Raw genomic sequence first — 15,733 nt, forward strand, 5'->3', positions numbered from 1 at the left:
CGTGGTCCCCCGCGCCCCCGAGGGCTAACCCCGTTCCCGGTACTCGGGAACGCTGAGCATCGGAGGGCGTTCGAGGGCCGTGACCGGGTGGGTGTGCGGGGTGAAGCCGCGGGATCGGGAGGCCCGGGTGAACTGGGTGAGGTGCGGGTGGACCAGGTCGTCCGCGGCCTTGAGGCGGTGGGTCCGGTCGAGGCGTTCCAGGGCCGTGCGGTAGATGGTGGCGGCCATCCGGCCGAGGGCCTGGCCGTCCTGGTGGCGGTGGTGCCGGACGCCGACGTCCACCTGCGCCAGGGCGTCGAGGCCGACCTCGTCCAGGGCGTCCACCAGCAGGCCGAGCTCGACCCCGTACCCGGTCGGGAAGTGCAGCCGCTCCAGCAGTGAGCGCCGGGCCGCGTACTCCCCGCCCAGCGGCTGGACGAACCCGGCCAGCTGCGGCCAGTGCAGGTTGAGCAGCGGACGTGCGACCAGCTCGGTGACCCGGCCGCCGCCGGCCGGTACGACGGCGCCCTCGGTCTCCAGCGGCCGGTCGTACATCGCCTTGACCAGCTGGATGCCGGGGTCGGTGAGCAGCGGTCCGACGATCCCCGTGACGAAGGCCGGGTCGAACTCGCGCAGGTCCGCGTCGATGAAGCAGACGATCTCGCCGGTGGTCGCCAGCAGCGAGCGCCAGAGCACCTCGCCCTTGCCCGGCACGGTGGGTATCCGGGGCAGGATGTCGTCGCGGTGCACCACCCGGGCGCCGGCGGCGGCGGCCAGTTCGGCGGTCCGGTCCACCGAGCCGGAGTCGACCACCACCAACTCGTCGACCAGCGGGATCCGTTCCACCAGTTCGCGCCGGATCACCCGGACGATCTCGCCGACCGTCGGTTCCTCGTCCAGCGCGGGCAGCACCACGCTGACGGAACCGGCCCGGCCGGCCGCCCGCTTGGCCGCGAGCAGGGCCTCGACGGGACGGTCGGCGGCCGCCCAGGAGTGGCTGCGCAGCCAGCGCTCCACCTCCGGCAGGAGGGCCTCGGTCAGCTGGTCGGGCACGGTGTCGCTCCTCGTGTTCGGATGGAAACGGTCGGGTTCATCTCGCGTGTCGGACGCTCCCGTTCGAGCTTGACACCTTCGGCTACAGTCTTCGTAACCCGGCCGGACCTGCGTACATCGGGGTCGGCCCGGCAGCGTGACCACAACTTCACAGAGCTCATCCAGAGGGACTGAGGGAACGGCCCGTTGACGTCCCGGCAACCTTCTCGCCCGGCGGTCACAGGCCCCGGCGGGACAGGTGCCAATTCCGGCCTGTGGCGCAGCCGCGTCACGGGGAAGATGAGGAGAGAGGCCTCCGCCATCATGGCTACCGCTACCCAAGCACCCGTTGCGACCGTCGACCTCGGCCCTGCCGCCGCGCTGTCCTGTCGCGAGTGCGGTACCCGGTTCCCCCTCGGTCCCAGTTTCGCCTGCCTGGAGTGCTTCGGCCCGCTGGAGATCGCCTACGACTTCGGCTCCTACCGGGCCGAGCAGTTGCGCGAGCGGATCGAGTCGGGCCCCGCCAGCATCTGGCGCTACGCCCCGCTGCTGCCCGTCCCGGCCGACGTGGCCGGCAAGCCCAACCTGAACCCCGGCTGGACCCCGCTGGTCAAGGCCGACAACCTGGGCCGCGAGCTGGGTTTCACCGCACAGCTGCACGTCAAGGACGACTCCGGGAACCCGACCCACTCCTTCAAGGACCGGGTGGTGGCCTGCGCCATCGAGGCGGCCCGCGCCTTCGGCTTCACCACCCTGTCCTGCTCCTCGACCGGCAACCTGGCCGGTGCGGTGGGCGCGGCGGCGGCCCGGGCCGGGTTCAGGTCCTGCGTGTTCATCCCGCACGACCTGGAGCAGGGCAAGGTCGTGATGGCCGGTGTCTACGGCGGCGAACTGGTCGGCATCGAGGGCAACTACGACGATGTGAACCGGTTCTGCTCCGAGCTGATCGGCGATCCGGCCGGTGAGGGCTGGGGCTTCGTCAACGTCAACCTCCGTCCGTACTACGGCGAGGGCTCCAAGACCCTGGCGTACGAGATCTGCGAGCAGCTCGGCTGGCGGCTGCCGGAGCAGATCGTCATCCCGATCGCCTCGGGCTCCCAGCTCACCAAGATCGACAAGGGGCTGCAGGAGCTGATCGGGCTCGGCCTGGTCGAGGACCGCCCGTACCGGATCTTCGGCGCCCAGGCCGAGGGCTGCTCCCCGGTCTCCGCCGCCTTCAAGGCCGGCCACGACGTGATCCGCCCGGTCAAGCCGGACACCATCGCCAAGTCGCTGGCGATCGGCAACCCGGCCGACGGCCCGTACGTGCTGGACATCGCCCGCCGCACCGGCGGTGCGGTCGAGGACGTCACCGACGCCGAGGTGGTGGCCGCGATCAAGCTGCTGGCCCGCACCGAGGGCATCTTCGCCGAGACCGCCGGCGGGGTGACCGTGGGCGTGCTGAAGAAGCTGGTCGAGAGCGGCCGGCTGGACCCGGCCAAGGAGACCGTCGCGATCAACACCGGTGACGGCCTGAAGACCCTGGACGCGGTGTCCGACGCGGGCCTGACCGCCACCATCCGCCCGACGCTGGACTCCTTCCGCGCCGCCGGCCTGGCCTGAGCCCGACGCCGCCCGGGCCACCCGGCGTCCCACGACCCACCACCTAGGAGCTTCGCACCATGAGCGCATCCGTCCGCATCCCGACCATCCTGCGCACCTACACCGGCGGCGCCGCCGAGGTGACCGCCGAGGGCGCGACCCTGGCCGCCGTCATCGCCGACCTGGACGCCAACCACCCCGGCATCGCCGCCCGGATCCTGGACGACACGGGCAGGCTGCGCCGCTTCGTCAACGTCTACGTCAACGACGACGACGTGCGCTTCGACCAGGGCCTGGAGACCGAGATCAGGGACGGCTCGTCCGTCTCGGTCATCCCCGCCGTGGCCGGCGGCTGCTGAACCGCCGGAGCGGACCCCGCACACCTGCGGACGCGGTCGCCGCTACCACACCGGGAGCCGTCGACGGGCATGGAATGTTTATTTCCGTGCCGGTTGGCGGCTCTTGGCGTGCCGGTGGAAAAGGGCGCTCTCAAGTGGCGGTAAAGTGCGCAGGTGTCGGCATACTCCCCCGCCGACCACATCTCGGGAGCGAGGCCCAGGAGCGGCCGGTGACTGACGCTCCGCCAGCCGATCGCATACGCAAGGCTCTTCCGGCCGCTGAGACGGACCCCGGGCGGTCCACGGCAGAAGATGTCAGGACGACGTCAGAAATTTACCGGCGATTTGCGACTGTTCGTCCATTATGCCCGGCAGGAATTGGCGCATTCTGCCGCTTTTATCCCGCGACACCCGAAAGCTTCCGGATGGAATTCGCGGAAGTTGGGCCTGTTGCAGAGGGCGTCTGTCCGGATACATTCAGCGGCGGTCGTACGCAATCACCCGTCGACCCGGCAACTCCCGGGAAACGACGGCGGTTTGCGACGTGCACGGCTGTGCCCAGGGGGGGTTCCCTCGGGCCGGCCTACCAGCCTGGGCCCGCAACCTGCGGGTCCGTGAAGGGCCAGCACAGCACAAGGGGAGTTCGGAATGGCTCAGGGCACCGTCAAGTGGTTCAACGCGGAGAAGGGCTACGGCTTCATCGCGGTCGACGGTGGTGCGGACGTGTTCGTCCACTACAGCGCGATCCAGATGGACGGCTACCGCACCCTCGAGGAGGGCCAGCGGGTCGAGTTCGAGATCTCCCAGGGGCAGAAGGGTCCGCAGGCGGACATGGTCCGCAACGCTGCGGTCTGACCTTCCGACCTGCGGAGCCCTCGGCTCGGTCACGAGCTGGCGCTCACTCTGTTCGAGCAGTGGACCCGTACGACGCCTGTCGTGCGGGTCCACCGCCGTCTGCGGGGCCCGGGGCCGACTGCCGACTGCCGGTCGACACTGCCGCATTGGGCTTGCACTCGATACCCCGGAGTGCTAATCATTGGCGTTAGCACTCTCAGCTTGAGAGTGACAAACGGACCGGGTCGGTGAGGCCCCAGGGAGCGGCAGGGGAAAGGACCCGCGCTCGCAGGGCCGTCCGTCGCGGGCACCTCTCGGTCCGAGCAGTCGACCGTGTCCTGGAGGACCACTTCCGATGGCCAAGATCATCGCGTTTGACGAGGAAGCTCGCCGCGGCCTTGAGCGCGGCATGAACCAGCTTGCCGACGCCGTCAAGGTGACGCTGGGCCCCAAGGGCCGCAACGTCGTCCTTGAGAAGAAGTGGGGCGCCCCCACGATCACCAACGACGGTGTCTCCATCGCCAAGGAGATCGAGCTCGAGGACCCCTACGAGAAGATCGGCGCGGAGCTCGTCAAGGAGGTCGCCAAGAAGACCGACGACGTCGCGGGTGACGGCACCACCACCGCCACCGTGCTCGCCCAGGCGCTCGTCCGCGAGGGTCTGCGCAACGTCGCCGCCGGCGCCAACCCGATGGCTCTGAAGCGCGGCATCGAGAAGGCCGTCGCCGCCGTCTCGGACCAGCTGCTGGCCCAGGCCAAGGACGTGGAGACCAAGGAGCAGATCGCCTCCACCGCCTCCATCTCGGCCGCCGACACCCAGATCGGCGAGCTCATCGCCGAGGCCATGGACAAGGTCGGCAAGGAAGGTGTCATCACCGTCGAGGAGAGCAACACCTTCGGCCTGGAGCTCGAGCTCACCGAGGGCATGCGCTTCGACAAGGGCTACATCTCCGCCTACTTCGCCACCGACCTGGAGCGGATGGAGGCGTCCTTCGAGGACCCGTACATCCTGATCGCCAACTCCAAGATCGGCTCGGTCAAGGACCTGCTCCCGCTGCTGGAGAAGGTCATGCAGAGCGGCAAGCCGCTCGTCATCATCGCCGAGGACGTCGAGGGCGAGGCCCTGTCGACCCTGGTCGTGAACAAGATCCGTGGCACCTTCAAGTCCGTCGCCGTCAAGGCCCCGGGCTTCGGTGACCGCCGCAAGGCCATGCTCGGCGACATCGCCATCCTCACCGGTGGCACCGTCATCTCCGAGGAGGTCGGCCTCAAGCTGGAGAACGCCGGTCTGGACCTGCTGGGCACCGCCCGCAAGGTCGTCATCACCAAGGACGAGACGACCATCGTCGACGGTGGCGGCGACAGCGACCAGGTCGCCGGCCGCGTCAACCAGATCCGTGCCGAGATCGAGAACAGCGACTCGGACTACGACCGCGAGAAGCTCCAGGAGCGCCTCGCCAAGCTGGCCGGCGGCGTGGCCGTCATCAAGGCCGGCGCGGCCACCGAGGTCGAGCTCAAGGAGCGCAAGCACCGCATCGAGGACGCCGTCCGCAACGCGAAGGCCGCCGTCGAGGAGGGCATCGTCGCCGGTGGTGGCGTCGCGCTGCTGCAGGCCGGTGTCGCCTTCGACAAGCTGGAGCTGGACGGCGACGAGGCCACCGGTGCCAACATCGTCCGCGTGGCGCTGGAGGCCCCGATCAAGCAGATCGCGACCAACGCCGGCCTCGAGGGCGGCGTCGTGGTGGAGAAGGTCCGCAACCTCCCCGCCGGTCACGGCCTGAACGCCGCCACCAACGAGTACGTCGACCTGATCGCGTCGGGCATCATCGACCCGGCCAAGGTCACCCGCTCCGCGCTGCAGAACGCCGCCTCCATCGCGGCGCTGTTCCTCACCACCGAGGCCGTCATCGCCGACAAGCCGGAGAAGGCCGCTGCGGCCGCCGGCGGCGGCATGCCGGGCGGTGACATGGACTTCTGATCCCCCGGGGATCGGCGAGTTCTGATCGTCTGCGAGGGCGGTCTCCCCACTGCGGGGAGGCCGCCCTCGCGGCGTTCCCGCCCCGCGTTCACTCGTCCGTGGCACGCTGGGCGCATGAACGCCGTCGGCGACTTCGAGTCGGACCACCTTGAGGACGAGCAGCGTCACGAGGAAGGGGGATCGGGGGTGACGGCCATGGCAGTCGAGTCGGACCGGCAGTGGTCCTACCTGTTGGACACCTGGCGGGAACTGGACGTTCCCGAGGGCTGGCGCGCCGAGATCGAGGGAGGGCAGATCGTCTTGGTGCCACCGCCGAACACGGGTCACAACCTGATCGCCGCACGGGTCCACCGGGCGCTGGTCCGGTGCCTGCCGGACGACGTCGAGGTGTTCCAGACGCTCGGCACGCAGATCGCCCGGCTGGAGAAGCTCTACATCCCGGATCTGGTGGTCGTGGACACCGCTGTCCTCGCGGTGGACGAGGACGGTCCGGTCGACGCCGCCGAGGTGCTGCTGGCGGTCGAGATCACCTCACGGAGCACGGCCCGGCACGACCGGACGAAGAAGCTCTGGGGCTATGCCCACGCCCCGGTCCCGCTCTACCTGCTGATCGACCGCTTCGACGAGCCCGGCCCGACGGTCACGCTGTTCTCCGAGCCCCACAACGGTGCGTACCGGCAGAGTCTCCGTACGCCTTTCGGCAAGCCGGTCGGCCTGCCGGCGCCGTTCGGCGTCGAGTTGAGCACCGAGGGCTTCCCTGTGCCGAGCTGACCTGCGGGACAATGGGTGGATGGCCAGTTCTGACATCGAAACCGCACTGCACGCCGCCCGCGCCCTGATCCTCGCCGACCTCACCGCCCGGGACGTGGCCGAGGCGGAGGTCGTCTCGATGGTCGAGAAGGCCGTGACGCACCGCCGCTGGTGGCTGGAGCAGTGGCCGGCCGGGACGGAGTTCGTCCTCGGGCTGCTGGCGCAGGACGTGCAGGACGCGCTGCTGGAGGCGTACGGCCGCTGGCCGCTGTGCACCGCCTGCGCCGCGGACGGCGACCCGCACGCGCTGAGCGTGGAACCCGAGCTGGGGGCGGAGCCGCACTGGGTCTGCGGCAAGAACGCCACCGTGGTGGCCCCGGTCGGCGGGCTCGGCTGAGAGCGCTCAGGTCAGTGCGGTGAGTTCGGCGAAGAGGTTGGCGCGGGCTGCGGTGCCGAACCGCTCCCGGGCCGCCGGGGTGCGGTAGAGGGCGGGCAGGTCGAGCAACTGCCGCAGGACGGCGGCCCGTCCGGTCCGGAAGGCGTCGTCGGGGACGAAGCCGTACTCCTCGCGGACCGCCGCCGCGTAGGCCGCGTACGCCTCCGGTGGGCCGCCGAGTACGGCCAGGTCGGCGTCGCAGAGCACCTCGCCGTTGCGGTCACCGGGTTCGGGGTGGTGGCTGGCGGTGAGCCGGACCAGCCGGACCACCTCGGCGGTCGACTCCTCGGCCAGGCCCGCCTCGCGCAGTGCGCGGGCGGCCAGCTGGGCGCTGCGCTCCTCGTTCTCGGACCGGTCGGGGCGGTAGACCGCGTCGTGGAACCAGGCCGCCAGCAGGACGGCGTCCGGGTTCTCGGCGTACCCGGCCAGGGCGTCGACGTGGTCGAGCACCGCCGTCAGGTGCGCCGTGGTGTGGTACCGGCGCTGGGGTTCGGCCCAGCGCCCCAGCAGGTCGCGCCCGTACGGCGCGGGGTCGGCGGTGGCGCCGCAGCGGATCAGCAGGGCGTTCCAGCGGTCGAGCAGCGCGGGGGCTCCGGTCGGCATGCGGCCATTGTGGCGGGGCGGGCTGACGGTCGGTCGGCCGGGGTCGGTCGGCCGGGGCGGCGGGGGGCTCGCCGGGCGGGTCCACGATGTGGCAAGGTAGCGATATGTCTAGACCAATTCTCGAAGTCATCGCGCTGACGGCACAGGATGCCCAGGCTGCCGAGTCCGGTGGCGCCGACCGCCTCGAACTGGTCACCGACATGGCTGCCGACGGACTGACCCCCTCGGTGGCCGACTTCGCCGCCATCCGGGCCGCCGTCCGTGTCCCGCTGCGGGTGATGCTCCGGATCCGCGACGGCTTCGCACCGGGGGACCTGGACGAACTGCTCGCCCGCGTCGCCGCGCTGCGGGCCGAGGGCGCCGAGGAGTTCGTGTTCGGGTTCCTGAGTGCCGACGGTGCCGTCGACCTGGCCGCGACCACCGCCGTCGCGGCGGCCGTCGAAGGCTGCCGGTGGACCTTCCACCGGGCCCTCGACCACAGCGTCGACCGGGCCGCCGTCCGTGCCGCGGTGGGCGAACTGCCCGGCCTGGACACCTTCCTGACCTCCGGTGCGGCCGCCGGGGTGGAGACCGGCCTGGGGGTCCTGCTGGGGGAGCTGGCCAAGTCCGGTGCGCCGGGCTACCGCCAGGGGATCCTGGTCGGCGGCGGCCTGCGCGCCGGACACGTTCCTCAGCTGCGGGCGGCCGGCTTCGACGCCTTCCACGTCGGCGGCGCGGTCCGCGGCAACGGCTGGACCTCCCCGGTCGAGGCCGCCAGGGTCGCCGAGTGGCGCGCCCTGGTCGACGCCTGAGCGCCTCGGCCGCCGGGGCGGGCGGCCCGTGCCGTCCGGACCGGCGGCCCGCCCCCGCGGGTGACGCCTACCGGGTCAACTGCTCCGGCAGGGGCTCGGAGTGCAGCACCGTGAGCCCCGAGACCGCCCGGGTCAGCGCGACGTACAGGCGGCGCAGGCCGGTGCGTTCGTCCGGCTCGCCCGCGACCACGGCGGCCGGCTCGTCCAGGACCACGTAGTCGTACTCGAGACCCTTGGCGAGCGAGGCCGGGACCAGGGTCAGCCGGGCCTCGCTGCTGGTCTCGGTGCCGGGGTCGAGGAAGGGCAGCCCGGCCTCGGCGAGCACCCCGGCGAACAGCGGGATGCGGGCGTCGGCGGTGATCAGGCCGGTGGAGCCCTCGCGGGCCAGGGCCCTGCGGCAGCTCTCGACCACGGCCTCGGTCAGCCCGTCCGCGACGTGCTCGACCGCCAGCGCGCCGGGGGTGTCGCGGATCGAGGTGGCGGGGGCCAGTCCGGGCGCGATCGCCGGGAGCAGCCGGGAGGCGTACGCGATGACCTCCTCGGGCACCCGGAAGCCGGTGGTGAGCTCCTCGACGTGGGCGGCGGACTTGCCGAGGTGGTGCAGCGCCTCGGGCCAACTACCGGTCGCCCAGGGAGTGGTGCCCTGGGCGAGGTCGCCGAGGATGGTCGCGGAGCCGGTGGAGCAGCGGCGGCCGACGGCCCGGTACTGCATGGGGGAGAGGTCCTGCGCCTCGTCCACCACGACGTGCCCGAGCGAGGGGGTGCGCTGGACCAGGTCGGCGGCCTCGTCGACGAGGACGGCGTCGGCCGGGGTCCACGGCGCGGTCCGCAGGGAACGTCCGGGCTTCGACCGCAGGAGCGCGGCCTGCTCCCCGGCGTCCAGGACGCCGTCCGCGCACTCGGCGAGGAACTCCGCGTCGGTGAGCAGCCGGTGGACCAGCTTGGCCGGGTCGACCGGCGGCCAGCACTGCTTGACCACCGCCTTGACCGCCGTGTTGCGGGCGACCGCGTCCTGCACCCGGTCGTCGGGGGCCTCGCCGCTCTGCTCCATCTTCAGCAGGACGGCGTGCGCGATGCGCTGCGGCAGGGCCTCCCCGGCCGCGCCGTAGCGGATCTCGCGGCCCTTCAACTCCTCGATGATCTCGACCAGTTCGTAGGCGGGTACGCGCCAGCGGCGGGAGCCCCGGACCACCACGCAGGGCTCGGTGGGCAGGCTGATCCCGGCCCGGACCGCGCGGCGCAGCACCTCGGCCATCCTGGGGTCGCCCTTGACGGTGGCCGCCTCGACGGTGTCGGTGCCGCGGACCTCGACGTGGTCGACCAGTTCCTGGACGGTGGCCTGTGCCACGTCCAGCTCGCCGAGGGCGGGCAGGACCTGCTCGATGTAGTGGAGGAACGAGCGGTTCGGCCCGATCACCAGGGTGCCGGTCCGGGCGAGCCGCTCGCGGTGCGCGTACAGCAGGTACGCGACCCGGTGCAGGCCGACGGCGGTCTTCCCGGTGCCGGGCGCGCCCTGGACGCAGACCGTGCCGGTGATGTCGGCGCGGACGATCTCGTCCTGCTCGGGCTGGATGGTGGCGACGATGTCGCGCATCGGGCCGACGCGGGGCTTCTCGATCTCGGCCGCGAGCAGGGCGGAGGCGGTGTCGGTCTCGGCCGGATCGGTGAGGTTCTCGTCCTCGTACGCGGTCAGTTCACCACCGGTGTAGCCGAACCGGCGCCGGCGCTCGACGTCCATCGGCGCGGTGCGGCTGGCCCGGTAGAACGGCTGGGAGACCGGCGCGCGCCAGTCGATCACCATCGGGTCGCCGCCCGCGTCGTGCACGTGCCTGCGCCCGATGTAGAACCGCTCGCCGCTGCCCCCTTCCGCCAGCTCCTCGCTGATGGCGTGCAGGTAGTCCAGGCGGCCGAAGAACAGCGGGGTGTGGGCGAGGTCGGCCAGGGCCGCGATGCGCAGCTCGATCTGGTTCTGCAGGACGGCGGCGGAGACCCAGGTGCCGGTGACGTCGCGCAGGTCGAGCGACTCGACGTCCTCGCGCATGGCCGTCAGCGCGGCCCGGGAGGCGGCCAGATGGTCGCGTTCGCGCTGCAGGGGGTCGGTGGACCGGTGGTCGGTGGGGGCGTGCACAGCGAACCTTCCCGGCTGCCCTCGTGGGCGGGGCAGCGGACTCGTCGTTAGCTCACAGTGAAGGACACCGGCCGGTTGCCGAGCGGACGGTACTCCCACGGCTGCCGACGACTGGCACCACGTTTCGGGAGGGGCAGACCGGCGATCATAGACCGGTGCCGGACCCGGCGCTAATCATTTGACTCAGGGTCGCCGCGCGCCGGGACGTAGGGGTGCCGTACGCCGGAAGAAGGACGGAGGGCCTGCTCGCCGCGCACTTCGGGCTGATGTCCCGGCGGCGGCCGGAAACCTACGGTTGAGGCATGAACACCGAACGGATCAAGCAGCACGGGCCCACCGGGAGCACCGCCACCGACAACCGCCGCCGCAACCCGATGGCGCAGGCCGTCCGCAACATGGGGATCATGCTCGACACCGCCGCACGGGTGATCTTCCTCGGGCGCGACGGCGTCAAGCTGTGATCCGGTGCGCTACACGTCGTCGGCGTCGATGATCCGGTACGCGTAGCCCTGCTCGGCCAGGAAGCGCTGCCGGTGCGCGGCGAAGTCCTGGTCCACGGTGTCGCGGGCCACCACCGAGTAGAAGTGCGCCGCATGGCCGTCCGCCTTGGGCCGCAGGACCCGGCCGAGGCGCTGGGCCTCCTCCTGGCGGGATCCGAAGGTCCCGGAGACCTGGATGGCGACGGTCGCCTCCGGCAGGTCGATGGAGAAGTTGGCGACCTTGGAGACCACCAGCACGCTGATCTCCTTGTTCCGGAACGCCTCGAAGAGCTTCTCGCGCTGGGTGTTGCTGGTCTCGCCCTTGATCACGGGGGCGTCCAGGGCCTCGCCGAGCTCGTCCAGCTGGTCGATGTACTGGCCGATGATCAGGGTCTGGTCGTTCTTGTGCTTCCTGACCAGGGACTCCACCACCCGGCGCTTGGTCGCCGTGGTCGAGCAGAAGCGGTAGCGCTCCTCGGGCTCGGCGGTCGCGTACGCCAGCCGCTCGGAGTCGGTGAGCGTGACCCGGACCTCGCAGCAGTCGGCCGGGGCGATGTAGCCCTGGGCCTCGATCTCCTTCCACGGCGCGTCGAAGCGCTTGGGCCCGATCAGCGAGAAGACGTCGCCCTCGCGGCCGTCCTCGCGCACCAGCGTTGCGGTCAGCCCGAGCCGCCGCCTGGCCTGCAGGTCGGCGGTGAACTTGAAGACCGGCGCCGGCAGCAGGTGCACCTCGTCGTAGACCACCAGGCCCCAGTTGCGGGCGTCGAAGAGCTCCAGGTGCGCGTAGACGCCCTTCCGCTTGGTGGTCATCACCTGGTACGTGGCGATGGTGACCGGGCGGATCTCCTTCTTCGTCCCGCTGTACTCGCCGATCTCGTCCTCGGTCAGCGAGGTCCGCTTGACCAGCTCGTGCTTCCACTGCCGGGCCGAGACGGTGTTGGTGACCAGGATCAGCGTGGTCGACTTGGCCTCCGCCATCGCCGCCGCGCCGACCAGCGTCTTGCCCGCGCCGCAAGGGAGCACGACCACGCCGCTGCCGCCGTGCCAGAAGCCCTCGACGGCCTGCCGCTGGTAGGGGCGCAGCTGCCAGCCGTCCTCCGCCAGGTCGATCGGGTGCGCCTCGCCGTCCACGTACCCGGCGTGGTCCTCGGCGGGCCAGCCCAGCTTGAGCAGCACCTGCTTGATCTGGCCGCGCTCGGAGGGGTGCACGACCACGGTGTCCGGGTCGATCCTGGCGCCGACCAGCGGAGCGATCCGCTTGGAGCGCAGCACCTCCTCCAGCACCGGGCGGTCGGTGGTGGTCAGCACCAGCCCGTGCACCGGGTGCTTGGAGAGCTGGAGGCGGCCGTAGCGGGCCATGGTGTCGGCGATGTCCACCAGCAGCGCGTGCGGCACCGGGTAGCGGGAGTAGGTCACCAGGGCGTCCACGACCTGCTCGGCGTCGTGTCCGGCGGCCCTGGCGTTCCACAGGCCGAGCGGGGTGACCCGGTAGGTGTGCACGTGCTCGGGGGCGCGCTCCAGCTCCGCGAAGGGAGCGATCACCCGACGGCAGTCGGCGGCCTTCGGGTGGTCGATCTCCAGCAGCAGCGTCTTGTCGCTCTGGACGATGAGCGGTCCGTCGTTCACGCGGTGCAACCCTCCGTAGGTCCTGTCGCAGACTTTCCAGTGTCCCGCACTCGGCCCAAAGCACGTGACCCGTTTCCCGGGCCGTCGTTGAGCCGGGCATGAAGACGCCGAAGCGGGTTCTCTCCGCTGTGCTCCTGTCCGGTGCCGCGTTCGCGGCCAGCGCCACGCCTGCCCACGCCCTGGCCGGGCTCGGCGAGACCGGGGGACCTTTCGCGTTCCTCGGGCTCGGGGCGGCCAGCCTGATCAGCGGCCAGGACCTCTCGATGCCGGACACCAACAAGATGGTGCAGCAGGCCAAGGAACAGCACGCCAAGGACCAGCAGGCCAAGGAGCAGCAGAAGCAGCAGGGTCGGCACTGAGCCCTCGCCGGCTCAGGCGGGTTCGTCCACCTCGGCGACTCCGGTGATGCGGTGCAGGGCGAAGGTCCGCACCTCGTCCGTGAGGTGGTCGTACGCCGTCACGAAGCCGCCCTCGACCTTCACCGGGTCGACGACGCGCTGGGAGGCCAGACCCTCCGCGTTGACGTAGCCGATCCACATCCGCTCGCCGAGCAGGACGGCCGTCTGCAGGGCGGCGAGCGTGTCGGCGGCTGCGGTGCGCGGGAGCCGGCGCAGATCGGTACGGGCCGGTCCGGTCTGCTGCGGCGTGGCGGCGGGGCCGGCCACCGTCTCCTTGCGGACGGCGGTGGCCGCCCGGTCGCCCGCGCGCACCGCCTTGACCGCGGCGCCCAGCAGGACGTCGTCGGGGCGCGGCGGCCCGTCCGGGACCGGGGTCGGGGCGGCCCTCGGCGGAGTGCGGTGGCTGTCGGGGCGGGTGATCAGCACATCGCCCTCGGCGGACTCGGCGGCCGGTGCGAAGCCCATGCCGCGCAGCACCGAGAGCAGCGTCTCGGGCGGCACTTGGGCGGCCAGCACGGTCGGTGCCAGCAGTCGCAGCCGCAGCTCGGCGGTCCGCCGGTCGGCGAGCACCTCGGCCAGCAGCGCGGTGTCGTCGCAGCGCAGGTACGAGGAGGCGGAGCCGACCCGCAGTACGCCGTGCCGGCGGGCCACGTCGTCGATCAGGTAGCCGAGCGGCTGCGGGACACCCGTCCTGGAGTGCTGTTCCAGGAAGACGTGCAGGTCGGAGGCGGTGCGCCCGGCGTCCAGCGCGCGCCGCACGGATTCGGTGGTGAAGCGGTAGACCGTGGCGCCGCCCTTGGACTCGATGTCCGCACAGAGCGCCAGCGCCTGGGCGAGCGGGGTGAGCAGCGGGCCCGGGGCGATCGCGGTCAGGTCGGGCTGCAGGATCACGTGGTCGAGCGGCTGCGGCAGCAGCGGTGCGAGCACGGGCACCGGGTCGTCGCCCGTCAGCAGCGCGCGGGCCGGGCGGGCGAGGGCACCCCGGCCGGTGAGGCCGAGCAGTTCGGCCTCGTCGAGGGTGAAGTCGACCAGGTGGTCCCGCAGTTCGCGGTCGTCCGGCTGGACGGGGCCGCCGCGCAGCGGGCGCTGCCAGCGCAGCACGGGCAGCAGCGCGGCGGCGGTGGCGGTGCCGCCGGGCGGCAGTGCGGCCAGCAGGCCGAGGGTGGCGCGGCGGACCGACGGCGCGAGGGTCCGGTCCAGTTCGGGGCCGAGGGCGGCGCGGACCTTGCCCTTGCCGTCTGGGGTACCGGCGAGCCGGCCGACCCGGGTGGTGGCGAGCCAGCTGCGGGCGAGCAGTGCCCAGCGCTCGGCGACCGGCTGCTTCAGCCAGTTGTCGTACGCCGGGGTGGGGGCCCATCGCTCGTCCACCTCGCCGTCGGGGGCCAGCAGCCCGGCGCTGTGGGCGAGTTCCAGCCAGAACGCGGCGGTGGGCTCGGGGCACTCCAGCGCGAGCGCGACCCGCTTGAGGTCGCGTACGCCGAGTCCACCGGCCCGCAGACCGGGCGGCGGCGTCAGGCCCCAGCTGTCCAGCAGTTCCTCGACGGTGCGGACGGCGGTGTAGGCCTGTCCGGCGGCGGCGCCGTCCACAGCCTGTGGATCGCGCTCGGCGGCGGGCACCAGGGCGGGCGCGGCCGGCTCGACCGCACGGTGACTGCGGCCGCCGCGCAGGTGCAGGGCCAGTTCGCGGGGGAGCACCACGGAACCGGTGCTGGACGGCAGCAGCAGCCCCCGCGCCAGCAGCCACTCGACCGGGCTGCGGGCCTCCTCGGCGGTCACCGGGCGGGCGGCGTCCGGCACGGTGCCGGTGGGCGGGCCCCAGACCAGCTTCTCCAGCAGCGCGAGCGCGGCCTCGGGGGCCTCGGCGAGCAGCGCGGCGCAGCGCTTGCGGTCGGCGAGGAGCCCGGCGAGCGCGGCGACGGCGGTGACCGGGTCGGGGGTCGGCGGCAGCCCGGCACCGGCCAGCAGCTGCTGGAGCCGGGCCGGGGACATCCCCACCGTCGCCTCGGCGAGGGTGGGCCCCAGACCCGTACGGCCCGGGTTGCTCGCGCTGGGGGCGAGCGCCTCGCGGACGGCGATCACCAGGCGCACCGCGGAGTCCGGGCCCCAGAGCAGGGCGCGGCTGCGGAGGGCGGCCAGCGCGGCGGGCAGGGCGGCGGTGACGGCGGCACGCTCGACCGCGGCGGCGTGCGGATGCGCCTTGACCCGGGCGGGACCGGCCAGCAGGTTGCGGACGGTGGCCTCGGAACTCCCGTCGGGGGCGGCCGCCAGTGCCTCGGCGACCTGCAGGGTGAACCGGTCCAGGCGCTCCAGCGCGCGCAGCGCGGAGGCCCGGCCGGAGAGCCGGGCGGCGAGCTGGGTCAGATCGCTCGGCACCGGGTTCAGCAGGTCGGGCCGGGCCCGCAGCAGCTCGGCCAGCGCCTCGTCGCTGCGGGCGCGGAGATCCTCGGCGAGCGTACGTGGTGCGGCGGCGGCCCGGCCGGGGCGCGGTACGCGCTGCGATGCGGTCATCCGACCCAGCTTAGTCGGCCAGTCTTTGAGTGAGGGCACCCGAGCAACTCCCGGGGAGCGGGAACGGCTTGTACGGCCTGCCCGGATGCGTGGCTTGCCCGGAGGGTCGGGGCCGGTGCGTCGTCCAAGGGGTGGGAACGGTGCGGGGAACGCGCGGGTCGCCGTGGAGCTTCGGGGTGGGCTCGTCGGGCGGGCCTCCGTGCTCCCGGGGCACGGTCGAGCGGGGCCCGGGTGGGCGGGGCTCGCGTGGGTGGTCGGCTCGCGTGGGTAGT

General features: G+C 72.3%; 14 protein-coding genes and 1 riboswitch. Of the genes, 9 read left to right on the forward strand and 5 right to left on the reverse strand.

Annotated elements, in window-relative coordinates; translation table 11 throughout:
* Positions 1 to 24: 24 nt before the first annotated feature.
* A complete protein-coding gene (locus tag ACFC1R_RS14315; protein ID WP_375937996.1) occupies positions 25 to 1,032 on the reverse strand; it encodes a glucosyl-3-phosphoglycerate synthase in 1,008 nt (335 codons plus the stop codon).
* Between the two features lie 154 nt (positions 1,033 to 1,186).
* A riboswitch (SAM riboswitch) is annotated at positions 1,187 to 1,318 on the forward strand.
* Between the two features lie 17 nt (positions 1,319 to 1,335).
* Between ACFC1R_RS14315 and thrC the strand changes: the two genes are divergently transcribed.
* From thrC to ACFC1R_RS14345, 6 genes are all read left to right on the forward strand, one after another.
* Positions 1,336 to 2,613 carry a threonine synthase gene (gene thrC / locus ACFC1R_RS14320; RefSeq protein WP_375937999.1) on the forward strand — a complete coding sequence of 426 codons (1,278 nt, stop codon included), beginning with the start codon at positions 1,336 to 1,338 and terminating at the stop codon, positions 2,611 to 2,613.
* Between the two features lie 59 nt (positions 2,614 to 2,672).
* Positions 2,673 to 2,951, forward strand: coding sequence for a MoaD/ThiS family protein (locus tag ACFC1R_RS14325; RefSeq protein WP_375938002.1), 279 nt, complete (start codon positions 2,673 to 2,675; stop codon positions 2,949 to 2,951).
* Between the two features lie 627 nt (positions 2,952 to 3,578).
* Positions 3,579 to 3,785, forward strand: coding sequence for a cold-shock protein (locus ACFC1R_RS14330; RefSeq protein ID WP_045305217.1), 207 nt, complete (start codon positions 3,579 to 3,581; stop codon positions 3,783 to 3,785).
* A 334-nt stretch (positions 3,786 to 4,119) separates the two neighbouring features.
* Positions 4,120 to 5,742, forward strand: a complete 1,623-nt coding sequence (gene groL / locus ACFC1R_RS14335; protein WP_375938006.1) for a chaperonin GroEL — start codon at positions 4,120 to 4,122, stop codon at positions 5,740 to 5,742.
* A 195-nt stretch (positions 5,743 to 5,937) separates the two neighbouring features.
* The gene (locus ACFC1R_RS14340; RefSeq protein ID WP_375938123.1) at positions 5,938 to 6,513 is read left to right on the forward strand and encodes a Uma2 family endonuclease; all 576 of its coding nucleotides are present in this window, start codon (positions 5,938 to 5,940) and stop codon (positions 6,511 to 6,513) included.
* 19 nt (positions 6,514 to 6,532) lie between these two features.
* Positions 6,533 to 6,889, forward strand: a complete 357-nt coding sequence (locus tag ACFC1R_RS14345; protein ID WP_375938009.1) for a hypothetical protein — start codon at positions 6,533 to 6,535, stop codon at positions 6,887 to 6,889.
* A 6-nt stretch (positions 6,890 to 6,895) separates the two neighbouring features.
* Here ACFC1R_RS14345 and ACFC1R_RS14350 read toward each other — a convergent pair whose 3' ends face one another.
* Positions 6,896 to 7,531 carry a hypothetical protein gene (locus tag ACFC1R_RS14350; RefSeq protein ID WP_375938011.1) on the reverse strand — a complete coding sequence of 212 codons (636 nt, stop codon included), beginning with the start codon at positions 7,529 to 7,531 and terminating at the stop codon, positions 6,896 to 6,898.
* 104 nt (positions 7,532 to 7,635) lie between these two features.
* Between ACFC1R_RS14350 and ACFC1R_RS14355 the strand changes: the two genes are divergently transcribed.
* Complete coding sequence (locus ACFC1R_RS14355; protein ID WP_375938014.1) at positions 7,636 to 8,322, forward strand: copper homeostasis protein CutC; 687 nt, start codon at positions 7,636 to 7,638, stop codon at positions 8,320 to 8,322.
* A 67-nt stretch (positions 8,323 to 8,389) separates the two neighbouring features.
* Here ACFC1R_RS14355 and ACFC1R_RS14360 read toward each other — a convergent pair whose 3' ends face one another.
* On the reverse strand, positions 8,390 to 10,450 hold the full coding sequence (locus tag ACFC1R_RS14360) for a HelD family protein (RefSeq protein WP_375938017.1): 2,061 nt from the start codon (positions 10,448 to 10,450) through the stop codon (positions 8,390 to 8,392).
* 302 nt (positions 10,451 to 10,752) lie between these two features.
* On the opposite strand from ACFC1R_RS14360, the gene ACFC1R_RS14365 reads away from it, so the two are divergent.
* Positions 10,753 to 10,911 (forward strand): hypothetical protein, encoded by a 159-nt coding sequence (locus ACFC1R_RS14365; protein ID WP_375938020.1) that lies wholly within the window; start codon positions 10,753 to 10,755, stop codon positions 10,909 to 10,911.
* 9 nt (positions 10,912 to 10,920) lie between these two features.
* Here ACFC1R_RS14365 and ACFC1R_RS14370 read toward each other — a convergent pair whose 3' ends face one another.
* Positions 10,921 to 12,555, reverse strand: a complete 1,635-nt coding sequence (locus tag ACFC1R_RS14370; protein WP_375938023.1) for a DNA repair helicase XPB — start codon at positions 12,553 to 12,555, stop codon at positions 10,921 to 10,923.
* Between the two features lie 98 nt (positions 12,556 to 12,653).
* Here ACFC1R_RS14370 and ACFC1R_RS14375 point away from each other — a divergent pair, with 98 nt between their 5' ends.
* Positions 12,654 to 12,914: a hypothetical protein gene (locus ACFC1R_RS14375; RefSeq protein WP_375938026.1), complete on the forward strand. Its 261-nt coding sequence runs from the start codon at positions 12,654 to 12,656 to the stop codon at positions 12,912 to 12,914.
* A gap of 12 nt (positions 12,915 to 12,926) precedes the next feature.
* On the opposite strand, the gene ACFC1R_RS14380 is transcribed toward ACFC1R_RS14375, so the two are convergent.
* Entirely contained in the window at positions 12,927 to 15,461 is a 2,535-nt protein-coding gene (locus ACFC1R_RS14380) for a helicase C-terminal domain-containing protein (RefSeq protein WP_375938029.1), read from the reverse strand.
* Positions 15,462 to 15,733 lie beyond the last annotated feature (272 nt).

Source organism: Kitasatospora sp. NPDC056138 (genome assembly GCF_042264695.1).
In the GTDB taxonomy this organism is placed as follows: Bacteria; Actinomycetota; Actinomycetes; order Streptomycetales; family Streptomycetaceae; genus Kitasatospora.

Coding starts and splice junctions, on each gene's coding strand:
- ACFC1R_RS14325 (WP_375938002.1), top strand. CDS start 2,673: ATGAGCGCATCCGTCCGCATCCCGACCATCCTGCGCACCTACACCGGC.
- ACFC1R_RS14345 (WP_375938009.1), top strand. CDS start 6,533: ATGGCCAGTTCTGACATCGAAACCGCACTGCACGCCGCCCGCGCCCTG.
- groL (WP_375938006.1), top strand. CDS start 4,120: ATGGCCAAGATCATCGCGTTTGACGAGGAAGCTCGCCGCGGCCTTGAG.
- ACFC1R_RS14365 (WP_375938020.1), top strand. CDS start 10,753: ATGAACACCGAACGGATCAAGCAGCACGGGCCCACCGGGAGCACCGCC.
- ACFC1R_RS14330 (WP_045305217.1), top strand. CDS start 3,579: ATGGCTCAGGGCACCGTCAAGTGGTTCAACGCGGAGAAGGGCTACGGC.
- ACFC1R_RS14355 (WP_375938014.1), top strand. CDS start 7,636: ATGTCTAGACCAATTCTCGAAGTCATCGCGCTGACGGCACAGGATGCC.
- ACFC1R_RS14380 (WP_375938029.1), bottom strand. CDS start 15,461: ATGACCGCATCGCAGCGCGTACCGCGCCCCGGCCGGGCCGCCGCCGCA.
- thrC (WP_375937999.1), top strand. CDS start 1,336: ATGGCTACCGCTACCCAAGCACCCGTTGCGACCGTCGACCTCGGCCCT.
- ACFC1R_RS14350 (WP_375938011.1), bottom strand. CDS start 7,531: ATGCCGACCGGAGCCCCCGCGCTGCTCGACCGCTGGAACGCCCTGCTG.
- ACFC1R_RS14340 (WP_375938123.1), top strand. CDS start 5,938: ATGGCAGTCGAGTCGGACCGGCAGTGGTCCTACCTGTTGGACACCTGG.
- ACFC1R_RS14375 (WP_375938026.1), top strand. CDS start 12,654: ATGAAGACGCCGAAGCGGGTTCTCTCCGCTGTGCTCCTGTCCGGTGCC.